The organism is Ohtaekwangia koreensis, from assembly GCF_900167975.1.
In the GTDB taxonomy this organism is placed as follows: domain Bacteria; phylum Bacteroidota; class Bacteroidia; order Cytophagales; family Cyclobacteriaceae; genus Ohtaekwangia; species Ohtaekwangia koreensis.
In genome coordinates, this window is the sequence record NZ_FUZU01000001.1 from 2656303 (window position 1) to 2673532 (window position 17230).

The following is a 17230-nucleotide window of genomic DNA, read 5'->3' on the forward strand; positions in this document are numbered from 1 at the left end:
ACTATATTAATGCATCAACCTCCTGGTATATTCTTGCGCTTCTTCCGGTGGTTTTGCAGACCGGACCTTCGAACCTATATTGAGGGAGACCTGGTAGAGCTATATAATGAGCACCGGGAGAAAAAAGGAAAGCGCATTGCTGACTGGCGTTTTGCTTTTGATGTGCTGCTTCTGCTTCGGCCCTCTATGATTAAATCCTTTCGCGGACTACAACCTGTTAACAACCCTGCTATGATCAAAAGTTATTTTACCATTGGCTGGAGAAATCTTCTTAGAAATAAAGGATACTCCATCATCAACATCGGAGGACTTGCTATCGGAATGGCCGTTGCTATTCTTATCGGGCTTTGGGTATATGATGAAATTTCATACGATAAAAACTTTAATAACTATACACGTATAGCGCGCGTGATGCAGAACCAGACCTTCGATGGTCAGGTAGAAACCTGGGGAAGCCAGGCCATGCAGCTTGGCCCCGAGCTTCGCAGCAGCTATAGTAATTACTTTGATCATGTGGTGATCGCTACATTTCCAGGTGACCATAAACTTACTTTTAACAACAAGACGATAACCATGAATGGGAGTTTTGCTGAACCAGCCATTGCTGACATGCTTACCCTCGATATGGTAGAGGGAACGCGCAAGAGTCTGAACGGTATAAATGGAGCATTGCTCTCACGCTCGGCAGCACATGCGCTCTTTGGTAATGATGACCCGATCAACAAGATGATTCGTGTAGACCATGACTTTGACGCAACGGTGACGGGTATATATGAAGACCTTCCTGGGAATTGTTCGTTTGCCGGCTGCAATGTTATGCTTTCATGGCAAATCATCGGGCCGGGCCTGGAGCAACGGACAGGGTGGGGGAACAGCTGGTTTCAATGCCTGGTACAACTTCGTGAAAATGTTAACCTCTCCGTTGCATCGGAAGGTATAAGAGATGCCAAGATGAAACGCGTGTTGGTAGAGGATGATGATGCAAGGTTCAAGCCTGCGCTCTTCCTTCATCCGATGAATCGCTGGCGTTTATACTCTGAGTTTGAGAACGGAGTATATGCCGGTGGAAAAATACAGTATATACGTATGCTGGTGCTCATTGGTGCCTTTGTATTGCTACTCGCCTGTATAAATTTTATGAATCTCAGCACAGCGCGATCCGAACAACGCGCTAAAGAAGTAGGTATACGTAAATCGATCGGCTCGCAGCGCATACAACTCGTCAGCCAGTTTTTTTCGGAGTCATTGCTGGTGGCGTTACTAGCAAGTATATTCTCATTAATGATCGTGCAACTGGCACTGCCATGGTTCAATGAAGTGTCAGGGAAAAGCCTGAGTATACTTTGGAGCTCATCATGGTTCTGGTTTTCATGCGTTGGGTTTGCGGCCGTTACCGGGCTTATATCAGGAACCTATCCTGCACTGTTCCTCTCATCGTTTCAGCCGGTAAAAGTTTTGAAGGGTACATTCAAAGCTGGTCGCAATGCCTTTCTGCCCCGTAAGGTGTTGGTGGTGGTACAATTCACCGTATCAGTTACATTGATTGTGTGTACGGTTATTATACTCAAACAAATAAAATTTGCGCAGAACAGGCCTATAGGATATAGTATAAATGGTGTTGTGTCGGTGCCCATACGCGATGCTGTGGTGATGAAGCACTACGATGTTCTTCGTGATGAGTTACTGAAGACCGGTATGGTCGAGGAAGTAGCCGCATCAGAGAGTGCGATCACCGCTACCTTTACCACCAACAGTGGTTTCAACTGGCATGGCAAAGACCCCAACCGGACCGAGGAGTTTGTTACCACCGGGGTGACGCACGAGTTTGGTAAAACCATTGGCTGGAAGATGAAAGCCGGAAGAGATTTTTCCAGAGATATAGCAAGCGATTCATCGGCCTTCATTATAAATGAGGCTGCCGCAAAATATCTCGGCATCAATGATGTGTTGGGTGAAACGATGATCTGGGGTACCAATGGTGAGTGGAAAATTATCGGTGTTGTCGAGGACATGGTAACGCAGTCTCCCTATAATTCGGTTGAGCCTATGATCTTCTTTCTGGAGTCCAATCGTATAGCCTGGATACAGTTCAACCGGGTAAACATGAAATTGAATCCGGATGCAAATGCTGCGGAAGCCTTGGCTAAAATTGCGCCTATATTTAAAAAATACGATCCTGAAACTGCAGTGGAGTATATGTTTGCAGACCAGGAGTTCGGTATGAAGTTCGATGAAGAAAGACGCATTGGCAACCTTGCGATGGTCTCTACGGTCCTGGCTATATTTATCAGTTGCCTGGGGTTGTTTGGCCTTGCGTCCTTTGTAGCATCACAGCGCACCAAGGAGATCGGCATCCGTAAAATCCTGGGAGCTTCTATACCACAGCTATGGCAACTGCTGTCCAAAGACTTTGTTGTCCTTGTCATTATCTCCTGTGTAATATCAGTTCCGTTTTCATTCTACTTCATGCGCGATTGGCTTACGCAATACGACTATCGCATAGATATATCCTGGCAGGTATATGCCGTGGCATGGCTGGGTTGTATGATGGTCACCCTGCTCACCATAAGTTTTCAATCATTACGAACCGCCCTGCAAAATCCTGTCGGTGCATTAAGGTCTGAATGAGACAGTATATCATGACAATTAGCAAGCGATTGAAACAAAGCATGTGTGCTACCTGAGTAACGTAAATTACTTATATATATAGCGTTAGTTGAGTATTAAGCGGAAATAGAATTTCAGGCTTTCTTTAGGTCAACCAATTCACGAGTTGTCCAACGACTTACTTAGCCACTCTTTAGCTGATTGAAGGTCCTCGAACATGGCAGTAGACATCTTTGCTGATGATTGATTTTCTTTATTCATTTCCAGGTAATTTGCTACTGGCATTTGCCCGAATACATCACCCGGCAATACAAATGCGACATGCCGTATACCTTCGGACAACGCTCGTGGATTCCAATCTTTAGCTGCCCACTCTTCACTTAAGAGTGCTACCAGTTTGGATGTATCTGCAAGCCAGCCAATTTTCCCATGGACTTTCTTTTTCTCAACCATGAATTGCAATCCGAGGTTAAGGAAATTTTTAAATTCGTCATCGGTCATAAAGCCTATTGGCGAGAAAATGATGCACGGTACTTTCTCGTCATATTCGAGTGTTCCATTTTCCTTCGTGTACAATCTGATAACTTCCGACAGGTGGCTCATATTTATAGCATTGAATATTCGATTAACACAGCAGCACTATTACCTTTAGGAAACGCTGCTTTTATGTTCACTCAAATTTATTCAAGCCCGTACAGGAATAAAATATAGAATATACTTAAAGGAATGTCCGCATTTTTACACAGAGTGCACTAAGTAACTCATTGATGCTTTCAGAAAAGGAAACTTGATATATGAGTTCTTTAAAATCCTATCCTAATATTTCACCAGAATTATAGTCACTCTTTAGCCGATTCTATATATGTAAAATGATATAGTCAATTTTGGTAGCCTACCATCGATGGTTTATGACAGCGTTCCCAGAGCATCTCAACAACTTTTACATTTCGTTTACTTTTTTTTACAAATCCTTAACTAAACCGAGCGCAAAGACTTGTAGGTTCGCCAGATCCCGGTATAGCAAAAAAGTAAAATGATGAGCCACTTGTATGTATATATATTATTGTTGTTTGTTTTTTGCGCTTCCTGTAAAGAGCAAAACAAAACCGAGCTGCCAAAGAATGAAATCAAGTCTAAGACCAAAGACGTAATCCCTTCCTATGGACCTAACAGTGTTACGCGCAGTGTGAAGCAAGATCGAAAGGGTAACCTTTGGATTGCCTCCTGGGAAGGTGTTTTTCGCTATGATGGGAAGTCGTTTACCAATCTCACCAGTGAGATAAGTACAGCTCGTTTTTTTTCAATTTTAGAAGATAGGAAAGGCAACTTGTGGTTCGGCACTATTGGTTCGGGCGTTTATTATTACGATGGAGGATCTTTTCAAAATTTCACAACCAGGGATGGGCTAATCAACAATGAGATTGTTTGTATTTATGAAGACAGGAGCGGAAACATATGGTTCGGCGCCAATGGTGGAGTAAGCCGCTATGATGGGATGTCGTTTCGAAATTATACGATGAGCGGAAATGTTATGAGTGAAGATAGAACAGGTAGATCCTTGCCGGACGTACGGCCCTCGAATGAAGTCAGTTCAATATTGGAAGACAAAACGGGAAGATTCTGGTTTGGCACAAAGGGCAACACCTTTGTTTATGATGGAAAAGCATTTGCTGTTTTTAGCTATAACGGAAAACCTTTTACGAATGTCCGCTCGATAATCGAAGATAGGAAAGGCAATGTTTGGCTTGGCGGCAATGATGGACTTTGGCGCTATGACGGCAGTGTATGTACCAATGTCGCGCAGAAGTTTGGTGGCTTTGTCTATAAAGACAGAAGTGGAATCATTTGGACAAGTTTGGAAACTTCGGAAGGGTGGGCCCTTTCGCGTTATGATGAAAAGTCTGTGTCCACTAACAAGCCAACGGTGACGGAGATAAAATCAAAGGAAGTGATTTTTGGAATTTTGGAAGCCCGTGATGGAAGCATTTGGTTTGCCGGTGCGAGTGGAGTATATCGTTATGATGGCAATACCATTACTGACTTTAGACGTAAAGAGGTTAAGAAGTAAGTGCAAATCTATCAGGAAGAAAGGTATTACAGTATTTCAGCTGTATACTATATATAGCATTGCCTTCGTCGGTGCCTTGCTGGTTTTCATGAGTTGACAAGCGGATAACACTTAACTCGTTGTTTATTTACTTCAGCCGCGAAACAAATCAGGCCCGCATGAGGTTATCACTGATTGCAGCTATTGACTATATTTGTGATGATGATACTTAATATTAAGGATATATATATATATGTATCGAGCCATTCGCTTTCTAGTCATTATCTCCTTTTGTCTTGGTTGTTATTCATCTCTGCAGGCGCAGGAATTTGAGCCTAATTATGTTGAGACAAAAGTCCCGGAGTATGTGCTGCCTGATGTTTTGAAATCTGCGACAGGTAAACTCGTTGGTAATCGCAAGGAGTGGGAGCGATCCAGGCGAAATGAAATCCTGACGCTACTGGAAGATAATATCTATGGTCAAATGCCAACGGTATATGACAGCATCCGGTATGCGATCGCAAGCGAGAACAAAATGAGTATGCAGGGACGGGCGCATTTGAAAGAAATCCTGATCGAAGTTTTCAATCACGGAAAGTCGGTGAAAATAAACCTTGTTCTGTTTGTTCCAAACAATGCTCGAAAGCCGGTGCCTGCTTTTGTTTTAATCAACAATCGAAGTAAAGATAACATGGACCCGGCGCGGGATATAAAAAGTAATTTCTGGCCTGCAGAAGTAGTGATAGATGCTGGCTATGCCATCGCAGCATTCCATGTAGATGATCTTGCTCCGGACCATAAAGATCTTTTTATCAATGGCGTGCTAGAGTTGTATCCAGAGCAACTGAAGGCTGATAATGGAATGAGAGCTATAGGAGCGTGGGCCTGGGGAGCCAGCCGTGTCATGGACTACCTTGAGAAGGACTCGTTGATCGAGAAAGATAAAGTTGTGGTAGTGGGTCATTCGCGCGGAGGTAAAGCCTCGCTATGGGCGGCAGCGCAAGACGAGCGATTTGCTATTTGCGTTACAAATTGTTCCGGAAATACCGGGGCAGCACTGTCACGGAGGAAATTTGGAGAAAGGATCGCTGTGATTAACACCGCTTTTCCACATTGGTTTAATAACAACTATAAAGCATTCAATAACAAGGAAGACTTACTGCCGGTTGATCAGCACATGCTTATAGCATTGATCGCCCCACGTCCCGTGTATGCAACTAGTGCGTCTGAGGATCTGTGGGCTGATCCAAAAGGAACATTTCTTTGTCTAAAAAATGCAGAGCCGGTTTTTTCATTATATGGGCTAAAGTCTTTACTTCCTGAAGAGCCACCGCCTATAGATAAGCCTATCATTCAATCACCGATCGCCTATCACAACCGAGCAGGTAAGCACGACCTTACGTTATATGATTGGAAGAGCTTCATAAAATTTGCTGACTATCATTTTAAGCCTGGGTATAAATAGTTTGCATGTAATATTTACTTTCTGTTGTGATATCATCTCACAGATATAGGTATGCTCAGACACATGAATGATGAAGATACTTGTTCTCTAAATATAGCTTTAGATCGGCAGCGCTCTATGCAAGCAAAGTATGTAAATTAGAACCCTTGTACTTCTTTATTTTTTTTTCTAATACTTGTAATATAAAGTCATCACCATCCGTGATGACTTTATATTACAAGCCAAATTCATACCCTTATTCTTAAATGGATCTGCATCTCCCTAAAGAGTTTACATGTTCCAAATATATATCATCGGTATAGATTGGCAGATTGTTTATAAACGAGCTTCCAGCCTTCTTTTAATTTAGAATACGTTTCTGTTACGAAGACCGTGGTGGCCTCTTTACCTTCTAACTTCAGAGTTTCTAAATACGTCATCACAGCTGTATTTTCACTTGAGCACACGATCCTGAAATCTTCTGCAGCCAATGATTCTATTTTGATTTTTGGCTCCGTGACATAGGCTTTAGCAAATTCTGATTTGGTAAATTGTTTGCCTTGCGCAGTTCGCAGAATGAAATTGTCTGACAAATATTTGGTTTGTAAGTCCTGCTTGCCTTTCAGAGTCTCACGGAGTATATCTGCTTGCTGTTTGGAGAGAAGTTTAAGTAAAGGTTCTTCCTGAATGTACTTTGTTAGTTCATAAATTGAGACAGGTCCGTTATGGGTTGGATAGAGTGTTTTGACTTTATTATCGATGGCAATTTTCTCGATGTGTTTTAGATTTTGATCAGCCAGTTGTTTGTCCTCGTGAAAGAAGTGCTCGCGTACATGATGTCCATCAGGTGCTAGTCCGCCATCCTGCGCTTTAAACGTTCCGACAAAAGCATCACCAACAAAAAGATTTTCTTCGATGAGCACAAGTAAGTCGCCAGGAGTATGCCCACCCGGTATAGGAATGATTTTTCCATGTACTCCGTACTGTGCAAGGTCAATGCTCAGATTATCTACTATAATGTCGGGAGTGAAGGGAGTATAGCTTAAATCAGAATACGGGCGAAGTCGGGTTCCCCAGACGCTTACATCTTCGCTTTTTGATAATTCAGTTTTGCCGCTTTTGAATTTATTCAAGTCGCCTTTGCCGCCTGCAATTGGTATATGGAAGGTCTGTTGAAGAAAGCGGGCATTACCAGCGTGGTCGCCATGGCCGTGCGTTACAATGGCTAGGGCAATGCTCTCAGGTTTGAATCCAAGCCGTTTAATAGAATTGATTAAACTGTCCTGATAACCTGCAATGGGAACACCGGTTTCAATCAAGATTAGTTTGTCAGTATTCCCCTTTACAAGATAAGCTTCAGAAAAATAATTCTGAATGTGAAAGACCTTCTGCTCGAGAGCGTGATTTTTATTTTGAGCATGTACTATAAAATTACCTGTTACCAGAATGATTATTAATACAAGAGAAAGTGTTTTACTCTTGCTTGAGTTGATCCATTTTTTCATTTTCATTTTTATATTTTTTGTAATTCAGTTGTCCCTAGTGACGATGCAAAAGTGAGGCTGAGTGAAAAAAATAAAAATGAACTGGTTCAGGAAAATAGGTTGAACTAGTTCAACCTATTTTGGATTTACGGTTGCGTATCTTACTTAAATATTCGTTGCTAAAACCAAGATAGGAGGCCAGGGCATACTGCGGAACACGTCTAGCGATCTCCGAATACTTGCTCATAAATTCATCGTAGCGTTCTTCGGCGGATTTTGTAAAATTGGATAGCAATCTTTTTTGATGAAATGCCAGGGAGCGTTGCGTGATGATGCGTTCGAATTTTTCGAGCTTAGGGATCTGGCGCAGAAAAGTTTGCTCATCCTCGTAATCAATTTGTATCAGCACGGAATCTTCCAGTGCTTCAACGAACAACGTGGCGGGCTCCTGATAGATCAAACTGCTGTAGTCAGAAATCCACCAGTCTTCAATGGCAAAAACCAAAGTGTGTTCTTTGCCCTCGTTGTCTACCAGGTAGCCTCTGAATGCTCCCTTTACAACATAACTCTTGCTTTTGCATACAAAGCCAGGTTGCACGATAAACTGTCGCTTTCTGACTTTTGTTATTTTCATAAAAGGTAATAGAAGATTTTGCTCCTCTTCTGTGAGCTCCACATACCTTGCTATGTATTCAAAAACCGGCGAGAAATCATTCATTCTGTAAAGTTAAATAACTTGGCATCAGCAAATATCCAGCTTCGGGTCGAATGTGCTACTCTTTCTTTTTCTTTCCAGAGGGTCTTCCATTACCTTGATGATAATCTACCCTGAAACTGGTGCCTTAAATGTAAGTGGTTCTGCTAAATTAGCATCAGCATTTTCGGCAGCGGAGACAAAGCTTACGATTAACCAAGATGGAGTTCAGACCAGGAGTAGGAAATTTAGTAGATGCGGATTGTCTCATGCAGTAGATCTACGGCAAAATGGTGTGAAATGGATTTTAAAATTACTATGTCTAACGGAGTATATATGCAAAGCGAAAAGATATCCGAACTTGAAGATGAGTTAGTTCAAGTTAATGCTTTTTTGAAAAATACTGTAACAGACCAAAGTACATTTGAAGTTGTCGACATGTTAAATAGACGATCCTTCATTATTAGAAAAATAGACGAATTGAAATGGGCTGCCAAGAGCAAGCAAGAACGAATAGAGCAACGCAAAATCGATCTTAGAAGTCTTGAGAAATATTATGAAAAGTACGGTGAAGCTGAAAGGGATGTTAGTGAAAAATTTATCTATAGAAGTATATACTTGAACGTGATGGTATCTCTCAATGAACTTAGTTTATCAATCGATGACAAATTTCAGGAGCTGAAAATTATTTTGACAGCCATGTATGAAATACTTGATAACGCTGATTTTGTTAATATACATGATCCTACGGTTAGCGTTAGCTTGAATGCCCTATCCAAATGTTTGACCCTCAATCAGGAGAAAATGTCAGAAGGTCTGCGCAGTAGATTGACCAGGTCAGAGTGGCTCTCGCCAGCCTTATGAATAGTTAACGAGTATTTTCAGTATGGCATGTTAACACATACTCATGGTCAGCAGTTTTTGTGCTTTATTCTTTTTTACCCTTACTTCTATATATAAGCCAATAGAGAAGGAGGGAACGTTAGAATTTGATATTGGTTGTTACAGGTCTTCCTAAAGTATATATAGTAACTTCTGACTAGTTGTACGTTTTATCATTTGCGTTGCTCTATTGATAAAGTAATTATGTCAGTGAGCACACTTTTTTGAGCAGGAGTTAATCCAAGAATTTCACTGTTACGAATCTCAATGGCCTTATTTAAAACTATATTAGAATCGATTATACCTTTGCGGATTATTTTATCATACAATGCAATCATTTTATCGATCAGCGCATTGGGACCTTCACCTAACTTTTCATCAAACAAACGGAGTATTTCAAACCTGTCCTCTGTTCCTAAGGTGTTACGGCCAACCAGCGTACTGTCTATGAGTTCATTCAAAATCTTTAGCTTCCGCTTACTGCCGGATTGTACTCTTTCATCCAAATCCTTCCAGGTCGCCTTGCGAGATGGAAAAATAGTCAGTATTTCATTTGAATCGAGGTAAGTAAAAAACAGGGCAGCCCTTTCTGCCAAGTATTGAAATTCATCATCAGTATCGCTGGAGCTTCCCATTGTATTAATGTTGTTGTAAAAACCGAATCTTAATATATCTTATTTTTAAAAGACATCATAAAATTGCTTTATTCGATGATAGAAAGTTAAACCAAAGATTGGTGGAAGAAATTCTGTGAAAAAAGTTTATAAATTATACACGTCGCTTTACCAGATAGAAGCACATTCATTCAATAATCAGCAACTGTGCTTGACTATATTTGTGGCAATGATGAATCAGGATTTTGAAAATTTTAAGGACGAATGTATCGAGCAACTTTCCGCTCTTCAGGAAGAGTTTATCAAACTGTACGACATCAACAGCTATGAGCATTGGTTTTACGATCATGGTATTGGCGTGTTTCATTTCAAGTCGGATGACGGTAGAAATCTTTACTTCAAATACGTTGACGTAGGCTCATTCTCTACAAACCGAAACACCTGGATGTGGTCATGGGAAAACGAATCGACCCCGAAGCACGTTGCCAAGGGGCTTGAAAAAGTAAAAGAGTACGGTGAAGAGAATAATTTTAACGAGCTGTCTCAAGGGCTTCTTGAAAATGGCGATGAGTACACGGGTTGGGCACTGACGGCAATAACTGCCAAACTTTTGAATGCAATAGGAGCGTATCGTATTCCTCATGAACATCTCTTTGTATATTTTATATTCATCAATGAATTGACGCAAGAGCAGTATGACGACTTGAAAGAAAAGTATGTCGATTGTGAATCGCATGGAGCAAGTCGCATTGCTTTCGTCTGTCAGCATTTATTGAAAGGGGCGAACCTTGGTTTTCATGAAACCATTGACTCAAATCCATTGATTGATCCCGAAGATGACTATCAAGCCTGGTGTGATGATTGCGAAAAAGCTTGGGAGCGAGAGGGTGACTGGACTGAAAACTTCGAAGCGTTTGTGAATCTAAAGATAGTATGTGATCAATGCTACTTTGAAAGCAAGCGAAGAAATCAACGTGACTGAAATTCTCCATCCTACATTAACCTATACATGGGCTTAGGCATTAACATTAAAGCAGAATTAAGTACAGCAATACAAGCGTCGACTTGTCTTTCGAAACCATTAAGTTATCAATCGCTTTTCTGAAATTGTAACGCTTCGCCTGTTATGATAAACTCAACTCATGAATCTTTAGTATCAACAAATGAACCTTGTTAAGTAGCGCATGTTCAAAAAAGTCTATCTCGAAATATCCAATATTTGTAATGTACAGTGTTCGTTTTGTCCTGTTGTAGAGAAGGACAAGAAGTTAATGGACTTGCAGGAATTTGAAGCCGTCTTAAAGGAGGTTGCTCCGCTTGCAGAAATTGTCTGCTTACATTTGCTCGGCGAGCCCCTTGCTCATCCCAAGTTCTTGGAAATATTGGACATTTGCGAGCGATACAATACTCAAATCGATCTGACCACGAACGGTATTCTGATTAAACGATATACCGAGCGCATCATAAGCTCCCGTTGTATACGACAAGTGAATTTCTCTATACAGGCCTTCAAAGATAATTATCCTGATCGGGACCTTGATCCCTTTCTACAGCCCATATTTGAGTTCACAAAATCAGCGCACGCGCTACGACCGGAACTCTATGTAAATTTTCGATTATGGAATCAGCAAAGTAATGATTCGGATAATGAGGATGTCTTTCTAAAAATCGAATCGTACTTCAATGTTACGATCAATCGGAATGTGGAGACCGGAGCGATCAAATCCAAAAGGATCTGGAACAGACTATATTTGCATTTTGATTCTCGTTTTGAATGGCCTTCTTTTTCACTGCCACATCAAGGTACGCGCGGCCGCTGCCATGGAGCTGTCAATCATATAGGCATTCATGCCGATGGTACAGTGGTGCCGTGTTGTTTAGATAAAAATGGCACTATTAATCTGGGCAATGTCAAAGAGCAGTCTCTGCAAAATATACTCAACAGTGAAAGATTTATAAAGATGCGAGACGGATTTTTAAATGGCGTGTTGGTTGAAACATTTTGTCAACACTGTTCATTTATTACCCGTTTTGACAAATCTGATAAAAAGAGGCAAGCGCTATGAGTTGTCCTTGGCGAATGAATGGCTATGGCATGCTGCTGTTTCTAAGTTCGTTTCTGTTTTGAGATAGGTATAGTAAATCAAGTGCCCTGTTTTTTTAGGGGTGATATAAGAATAGAATTTCTGACTGTTTTCTAACTACCTCTTAACGCCCGCTATGTGCAGTGGGTGGTTATAGCCGATGTATAATTTTCTTTTAAAGAATAAAGATCAGCGCTAGCAGAAATATTTTATTAGTTCAAAGATTATTTTGGTATATATCTTCATGTATACTTACCAGTTATGATGGCTTCACTTTTGCAAATAATATAGTTCGCTGGTGTTTGTCTTTGATCAAACGAGGAAATATAGCTAACGGAAAAGTGTAATATTTTCGTTGGATTGGAAAGTATTTTCCGGGCGAAAGATTCCGTAGTGCCTTGATATCTGTCCGAAGCTTTGCCCGATTCTTGCGTGACTTTGTACTGTAGCCAAATATCAACATAAGATATCGAAAGGAGTTTCATGCCTGTTGAATAATACATCAATCGTCATCCCGTGCTCAGTCGCGGTATACACCTTTCTGGAATAAAATCCACAGATAACCAACTAAATCATCCGCTATATCGGGCACTATTTTTTTTGTCTACACCGGGATTTATAACATCAACTTAAATATACATCTTATGAAAAAAGTTTTTGGTTTTATTCTCGCATTTGCTGTATTCAGCACTATGGCGTTCGCACAGGATCCAGGTATTGTTACCAGCGATAAACCCGGATGGCACAAGATCGGTGAAGTAAAAGCTGATTTCAAAAAGGAAAACGAATCTATTGTAGTTATGGGAGCTGATCAATTTAAGTCGATCAAACTAAAAGTTACCGATGCCCCTATTAACATAGATAAAGTGATTGTATACTATGAATCTGGCGCCACACAGGAATTGGCCGTTGCCAACCAGCTTCAGGCAGGAGGTGAAACAAAATCATTCGACCTGAAAAATGCTTCGGAAGATTTGAAAAAAGTTGCATTTACCTATAAGACGCTTCCAAATTACCGCGGTGAAAAAGCGCACGTTGAACTCTACGGTTTGAAATAACCAGGAGAGGTTCATTGATTATAAAAGCAAAGGTTGGCAATCGCCGACCTTTTGCTTTTATACTATATATCGGATTTAAACGTCCAGTGGCACGAAGCTAGCAAAGAAGAGCAAGTTATTTCACCTGAATAACAAAGCCGCCATTTCCTTTCTGGGTGAGGCTTGCTGCACCGGTTCATTCTCAATAAACTCCTTCTGATGAAAGGATCGGATATCAGCGCCTTCTGCTATCAGCGTTCCTTTCGTTTGCATGTGAAAAGGAGCTTTAGTGTTAATGGCTTATCCGTTGCTTCACCGTGATACCTATACACCCTTTACTTTCCGTACCATCATCATGTTTTCTTTGCGCCGTGCGTAATAGCATGCGTCATTTTCCCACAACAGCCCACCCTGTCCATTGTCGTCAATGAAGACGGTGGGATCAATGCACGCCCAGTAGGCGCATTACACCTACTTTAAGTTTGTCATGAAAGTTAAGGTATCGAAATACAAAGTCAGGGATTGAAGCTTTCCATTTTTAACAGTCCAGTTCTCGGAGACGTTGCCATTTATTCTTTGTCCATTCGGAAACTGAAAATCGTAATTCCCAATAACACTGGCCTTGTCTCCGTCGATGATCATTTGTTTTACCCGCATCGCTTGAAATCGTTGGGAAAAGCGTTTTATGATTTCAACATATGCTTGTTTGCCTACCACGGGTTGCGTGTTAGTCATGTCACCACCTACGTACTGGAAGTCATCGGCGATGGTGTCTTCCCAATTTGCTTTTTCCGCAAAACCCTTGTAATAGTTTTCAAGAAGTTGCTTTGTGAGTGCTTGATTTTCCATAGTAACGTATTTTAGTTGTTGCAAAATGCAAGTACAAATATAGGAAGTTGTTGCAATTTGCAATAACTTTGTAAGCATGGATAAAAAAAGATCTGATTGCCCAATCAGTTGTTCACTGGATATACTTGGTGACAAATGGTCGCTGTTAATTATCCGCGATGTTATGTTAAGAGGTAAAATGTCTTACAGTGAATTTCTGAATTCGGAAGAAAGAATAGCCACAAACATTCTGGTTAGCAGGCTTACCATTCTGGAAGGCGAGAAGATCCTGGTGAAAGACGTTTCACCTGAAAATAAGTCTAAATATATCTATAGCCTTACACAAAAAGGGGCTGATCTACTGCCGATAATAATCGAGTTGATGGACTGGGGCGCAAAGTATAATAAGAATTGTCCCAGGAAGGAACTGGGGCAAAGGATAAAGAAGGATAAAGCTGCTGTCGTCCGAGAATTGAGCGAGGTCTTAAAGCATAAAGTGAAATAGGATTTAAACAATTGAAAATTGGGGCCTGTATTCTATCGCGTTAGGCGTGTTTCTGATTTAAAACTTTTGTGAAACGAACTTATGTATCAGAGTTAAACAATCGACTTTGAAACTATAAAAGCAAAATGTGCTTCATGAAGTGGCAATGGCGGGAAAAAAAATTAAGCACTTGGCAGGCTGAGCGGTATATGCCGAAAATATATACTTTACTGTAAGACAGGAAAGGCGTTATTGCGCCAGCGGCCTTTTGCCCGCCGACCAGTATAGTACAGACTTTTGCTTTTCATACTCGGCCATTATTTTGATGAGCTTGGACTGCGCATTGAAAAGTTTCTCCTGCTGCACGTTGATCTTAAAGAGATCGCTCTCGCCATTTTGAAGATTCAGGAGCTCGGCATTCATCAGGCGGTTATAGTTGTCCACCATCGCGCGTTGCTGCCCTAGGACTACTCCGTTGTTGACAAGCTGGTTATAGGCTGCCTGTATATCATTGATGATCTGCCTGCGCGTAAGATCACGATCGTAGGTGGTGTTGCTGATCTTTAGCCTGGTCTGGGCAATCTTGGCCCGCTCTTTACGAAGGAAGAGTGGTATAGAAAAGTCAACGCCCAGTTTATAGTTATCATCCCAGGAAAATGAACTGGCTATACCCTCGGGATTAAACGGCTGGTTGAGCATATAGTATGATACATTCAGGCGTGGCTTCATATACTCTGCTGCCAGGCGCCTGTCAAGCTCCAGCTGCTGGAGTTTGATATTGAGCTTGCGCAGCTCGGGGTGATTGACTTTTGCTTCGCTCGTAAGCTCTTCCAGAATCGCCCCGGATAATACCACGGACTCCGCAGGCACAACGGGAGCATGCTCCAGGGAAAGGTCTACCGGGTTCATTGTACTGTCCCATAAGTAGGTTGACACTTTTATAGTACTGTTCTTTAAGGCAAGCAGCGCCTCCTGCATGTTTACCGCCCGCTCCAGGAAGGTAATACTGGCCTGCACGGTGTCCATGCCCGAGAGCTCACCACCTTCAAAATTCATTTTTACTCTTCTGAATATTTCTTGGGCAACCGCCGTTGTACGCGCCGCCAACCGATAGTTATAGTAACTGTAATACCATTGCCAGTAATCCTTGGCAGCCTCTAGCAGCAACTTGTTGATGAGCTTCACCTGCTCAGCTTCCATCATGGCCTCGAAAAGCTCCGCCTGCCGGAGTGCAGTTCTTCGCTCATCGGTAAACAAACCTTGTCCCAGTGGTAAAGATATACCGGCGTAGAGTTGCTGGTAGTTATAGTCTCCGGATATATAGTGCTCGGGATTCAGGCGCTCTCCCGTGTTGCGTTCCATGCCGATGGTAGGGGTGAGGGGACTTGCCGTGGGAAATTTTACGCCCCCGTTAAACAAACGATAATACTCGGTGCCGTCATAGTGCTTAAGCAGGAATTCACTTTCAATCTTGGGATCAAAACTGCCACGCGCCAGGCGTATTTCCTGTTTGGCAACCTGGGACAGTAAATCCGTTTGCTTGACAACGGGATGATACCGCGTGATGAGCTGGTAAAAATTTTCAAGCGTAACAGGCCTCACCGTATCGGGCAGCACAAATATAGAGTCGTTCTGCTGCTGCGCCCACAGCCCCGTATAGTATATACTAAACAAGATGATCAGCAATATATTCTTCATAGCGTGTAGTCCTGCCGTTGTCCTTAACTCTTCTTTTCCTGCGCGTTTTTGGTCTCCTCCTTGGAAGGCAAAGCATCCTGCAGCGGAGCCTTATACAGGCTGGGAGGGAAGCCGTTGAGCTGGCGCCAGATCTCATACCACACCGGTACATTTTCCAGCATCACCCACCCGCGTGTTCCCGAGCCTACACGCAACTGCTGCGGCCATACCTCATCGGTCTTATCCGGTATAACCAGCATCCGGAATTCTCCCGGCTGAGAGCTTACATAGTCAATCACTTCTACGGTTCCGCCAAAGCTTCCCACCGATACGCTGGGCCATCCCGAAAACTGCAACGCAGGCCATCCGTCAAATTCAATACGCACCTTGCGCCCCTTGCTGATCAGGGGAACGTCCATAGCTTTTACGTACATCTCTACAGCCAGGTCCGTCACCTCCGGCATCACGGTGCAGACTGCATCGCCTTCTTTTATAGTCTCACCTATACCGGCCCGCATGGCGCGCACCACATAGCCGCTCTGGGGAGCCGTGATCTGGTACTGGCCGCTTCGGATCTGCGTGTTGGTATATTCATTGGTGAGTTTGGAGATCTCACCTTGCGCCTCAAATATATCGCCTTGCGTAGCACTCAGGTCGGACTCGGATTTACTGATCTTCTCCATATACTCGGCGCGCAGGCGGGCAATTTCCAGGGTGGCATTTCTATAGTCAGCTTCACTGCCCTGGTATTTATACTCTATCTCCTGGAACTTGGTCAGAGGTATATTTCCGGCTTCGAATAATTTTTTGTTGCGCTGATACTGGTTCTCTGCATTCTGAAATTTTATACGCTCTGCCTGGAGCTTGGCAGTAGCCTGCTCAATCTTGCGTTGCATGCCGGTCTTCAATGCCTCGATCTGCCGGGAAAGTGCGTGCGCTTTCTCGGTCTTGGATGTAAGGCTGCTCTTCTTGGCAGTGAGTTGTTCCTGCAAACGCTCCAGTAGCTGGGGATCGAAATATTTTTCTTTTACCTCCCGTATCGTAACAATCGTATCACCGGCCTTGACAGCCTGTCCTTCGCGTACATGCCATTTTTGAATTTGCCCGGCGATGACGGCCTGCACGGTCTGCGGCCGGTTGGCGGGATTAAGCGCTGTAATTTTTCCTATACCGCGGATGTTTTGTTGCCAGGGCAGAAAGAGGAAGACTATAAATATAGCGCCCATCGCCATCAGCCATTTGGCCATCAGTATACCGGCTGCGGGCCGCTTGAGGGCACGCAAGGAGTATAGATTTTCCTCCTTCACCATTTTGTCGATCCTCTGTGTTGATAGTCGCAGCATACTTT

The 17230-nt window shown here is 42.6% G+C and carries 16 protein-coding genes; 8 read left to right on the top strand and 8 right to left on the bottom strand.

The window, feature by feature from the left end:
- Window positions 1-9 precede the first annotated feature (9 nt).
- Window positions 10-2628, top strand: a complete 2619-nt coding sequence (locus B5Y40_RS10750; RefSeq protein WP_221408897.1) for an ABC transporter permease — start codon at window positions 10-12, stop codon at window positions 2626-2628.
- A gap of 138 nt (window positions 2629-2766) precedes the next feature.
- Here the strand turns inward: B5Y40_RS10750 and B5Y40_RS10755 are convergent, their stop codons facing one another.
- Complete coding sequence (locus B5Y40_RS10755; protein WP_079686662.1) at window positions 2767-3210, bottom strand: STAS/SEC14 domain-containing protein; 444 nt, start codon at window positions 3208-3210, stop codon at window positions 2767-2769.
- A 430-nt stretch (window positions 3211-3640) separates the two neighbouring features.
- On the opposite strand from B5Y40_RS10755, the gene B5Y40_RS10760 reads away from it, so the two are divergent.
- Together B5Y40_RS10760 and B5Y40_RS10765 are read left to right on the top strand one after the other, a co-directional pair.
- A complete protein-coding gene (locus B5Y40_RS10760; RefSeq protein ID WP_245840515.1) occupies window positions 3641-4675 on the top strand; it encodes a ligand-binding sensor domain-containing protein in 1035 nt (344 codons plus the stop codon).
- 232 nt (window positions 4676-4907) lie between these two features.
- A complete protein-coding gene (locus B5Y40_RS10765) occupies window positions 4908-6119 on the top strand; it encodes a glucuronyl esterase domain-containing protein (protein ID WP_079686664.1) in 1212 nt (403 codons plus the stop codon).
- Window positions 6120-6409: 290 nt separating this feature from the next.
- Here B5Y40_RS10765 and B5Y40_RS10770 read toward each other — a convergent pair whose 3' ends face one another.
- Together B5Y40_RS10770 and B5Y40_RS10775 are read right to left on the bottom strand one after the other, a co-directional pair.
- Complete coding sequence (locus tag B5Y40_RS10770) at window positions 6410-7609, bottom strand: MBL fold metallo-hydrolase (RefSeq protein ID WP_079686665.1); 1200 nt, start codon at window positions 7607-7609, stop codon at window positions 6410-6412.
- Between the two features lie 103 nt (window positions 7610-7712).
- Entirely contained in the window at window positions 7713-8300 is a 588-nt protein-coding gene (locus B5Y40_RS10775; protein WP_079686666.1) for a Crp/Fnr family transcriptional regulator, read from the bottom strand.
- Window positions 8301-8576: 276 nt separating this feature from the next.
- Between B5Y40_RS10775 and B5Y40_RS10780 the strand changes: the two genes are divergently transcribed.
- Window positions 8577-9140 carry a hypothetical protein gene (locus B5Y40_RS10780; protein ID WP_143785696.1) on the top strand — a complete coding sequence of 188 codons (564 nt, stop codon included), beginning with the start codon at window positions 8577-8579 and terminating at the stop codon, window positions 9138-9140.
- A 191-nt stretch (window positions 9141-9331) separates the two neighbouring features.
- On the opposite strand, the gene B5Y40_RS10785 is transcribed toward B5Y40_RS10780, so the two are convergent.
- Entirely contained in the window at window positions 9332-9793 is a 462-nt protein-coding gene (locus B5Y40_RS10785; RefSeq protein ID WP_079686668.1) for a hypothetical protein, read from the bottom strand.
- Window positions 9794-10001: 208 nt separating this feature from the next.
- Here B5Y40_RS10785 and B5Y40_RS10790 point away from each other — a divergent pair, with 208 nt between their 5' ends.
- The 3 genes from B5Y40_RS10790 to B5Y40_RS10805 all read left to right on the top strand — a co-directional run bounded on the left by B5Y40_RS10790 (window position 10002) and on the right by B5Y40_RS10805 (window position 12914).
- The gene (locus B5Y40_RS10790) at window positions 10002-10754 is read left to right on the top strand and encodes a DUF6882 domain-containing protein (RefSeq protein WP_079686669.1); all 753 of its coding nucleotides are present in this window, start codon (window positions 10002-10004) and stop codon (window positions 10752-10754) included.
- 202 nt (window positions 10755-10956) lie between these two features.
- Window positions 10957-11838 carry a radical SAM/SPASM domain-containing protein gene (locus tag B5Y40_RS10795; protein ID WP_079686670.1) on the top strand — a complete coding sequence of 294 codons (882 nt, stop codon included), beginning with the start codon at window positions 10957-10959 and terminating at the stop codon, window positions 11836-11838.
- 662 nt (window positions 11839-12500) lie between these two features.
- Window positions 12501-12914 carry a hypothetical protein gene (locus B5Y40_RS10805; RefSeq protein ID WP_079686672.1) on the top strand — a complete coding sequence of 138 codons (414 nt, stop codon included), beginning with the start codon at window positions 12501-12503 and terminating at the stop codon, window positions 12912-12914.
- 120 nt (window positions 12915-13034) lie between these two features.
- Here B5Y40_RS10805 and B5Y40_RS30010 read toward each other — a convergent pair whose 3' ends face one another.
- A complete protein-coding gene (locus tag B5Y40_RS30010) occupies window positions 13035-13166 on the bottom strand; it encodes a hypothetical protein (RefSeq protein WP_262497175.1) in 132 nt (43 codons plus the stop codon).
- A gap of 198 nt (window positions 13167-13364) precedes the next feature.
- A complete protein-coding gene (locus B5Y40_RS10810; protein WP_079687162.1) occupies window positions 13365-13742 on the bottom strand; it encodes a nuclear transport factor 2 family protein in 378 nt (125 codons plus the stop codon).
- 76 nt (window positions 13743-13818) lie between these two features.
- Between B5Y40_RS10810 and B5Y40_RS10815 the strand changes: the two genes are divergently transcribed.
- Window positions 13819-14226: a winged helix-turn-helix transcriptional regulator gene (locus B5Y40_RS10815; protein ID WP_079686673.1), complete on the top strand. Its 408-nt coding sequence runs from the start codon at window positions 13819-13821 to the stop codon at window positions 14224-14226.
- Window positions 14227-14454: 228 nt separating this feature from the next.
- Here B5Y40_RS10815 and B5Y40_RS10820 read toward each other — a convergent pair whose 3' ends face one another.
- The gene (locus B5Y40_RS10820) at window positions 14455-15903 is read right to left on the bottom strand and encodes a TolC family protein (RefSeq protein WP_079686674.1); all 1449 of its coding nucleotides are present in this window, start codon (window positions 15901-15903) and stop codon (window positions 14455-14457) included.
- A gap of 23 nt (window positions 15904-15926) precedes the next feature.
- Window positions 15927-17225 carry an HlyD family secretion protein gene (locus tag B5Y40_RS10825; RefSeq protein ID WP_079686675.1) on the bottom strand — a complete coding sequence of 433 codons (1299 nt, stop codon included), beginning with the start codon at window positions 17223-17225 and terminating at the stop codon, window positions 15927-15929.
- Window positions 17226-17230 lie beyond the last annotated feature (5 nt).

Excerpts from the sequence above, each read along its gene's own strand:
- B5Y40_RS10750 (WP_221408897.1), top strand. The coding sequence starts at position 10 with ATGCATCAACCTCCTGGTATATTCTTGCGCTTCTTCCGGTGGTTTTGC.
- B5Y40_RS10755 (WP_079686662.1), bottom strand. The coding sequence starts at position 3,210 with ATGAGCCACCTGTCGGAAGTTATCAGATTGTACACGAAGGAAAATGGA.
- B5Y40_RS10760 (WP_245840515.1), top strand. The coding sequence starts at position 3,641 with ATGATGAGCCACTTGTATGTATATATATTATTGTTGTTTGTTTTTTGC.
- B5Y40_RS10765 (WP_079686664.1), top strand. The coding sequence starts at position 4,908 with ATGTATCGAGCCATTCGCTTTCTAGTCATTATCTCCTTTTGTCTTGGT.
- B5Y40_RS10770 (WP_079686665.1), bottom strand. The coding sequence starts at position 7,609 with ATGAAAATGAAAAAATGGATCAACTCAAGCAAGAGTAAAACACTTTCT.
- B5Y40_RS10775 (WP_079686666.1), bottom strand. The coding sequence starts at position 8,300 with ATGAATGATTTCTCGCCGGTTTTTGAATACATAGCAAGGTATGTGGAG.
- B5Y40_RS10780 (WP_143785696.1), top strand. The coding sequence starts at position 8,577 with ATGGATTTTAAAATTACTATGTCTAACGGAGTATATATGCAAAGCGAA.
- B5Y40_RS10785 (WP_079686668.1), bottom strand. The coding sequence starts at position 9,793 with ATGGGAAGCTCCAGCGATACTGATGATGAATTTCAATACTTGGCAGAA.
- B5Y40_RS10790 (WP_079686669.1), top strand. The coding sequence starts at position 10,002 with ATGATGAATCAGGATTTTGAAAATTTTAAGGACGAATGTATCGAGCAA.
- B5Y40_RS10795 (WP_079686670.1), top strand. The coding sequence starts at position 10,957 with ATGTTCAAAAAAGTCTATCTCGAAATATCCAATATTTGTAATGTACAG.
- B5Y40_RS10805 (WP_079686672.1), top strand. The coding sequence starts at position 12,501 with ATGAAAAAAGTTTTTGGTTTTATTCTCGCATTTGCTGTATTCAGCACT.
- B5Y40_RS30010 (WP_262497175.1), bottom strand. The coding sequence starts at position 13,166 with ATGCAAACGAAAGGAACGCTGATAGCAGAAGGCGCTGATATCCGATCC.
- B5Y40_RS10810 (WP_079687162.1), bottom strand. The coding sequence starts at position 13,742 with ATGGAAAATCAAGCACTCACAAAGCAACTTCTTGAAAACTATTACAAG.
- B5Y40_RS10815 (WP_079686673.1), top strand. The coding sequence starts at position 13,819 with ATGGATAAAAAAAGATCTGATTGCCCAATCAGTTGTTCACTGGATATA.
- B5Y40_RS10820 (WP_079686674.1), bottom strand. The coding sequence starts at position 15,903 with ATGAAGAATATATTGCTGATCATCTTGTTTAGTATATACTATACGGGG.
- B5Y40_RS10825 (WP_079686675.1), bottom strand. The coding sequence starts at position 17,225 with ATGCTGCGACTATCAACACAGAGGATCGACAAAATGGTGAAGGAGGAA.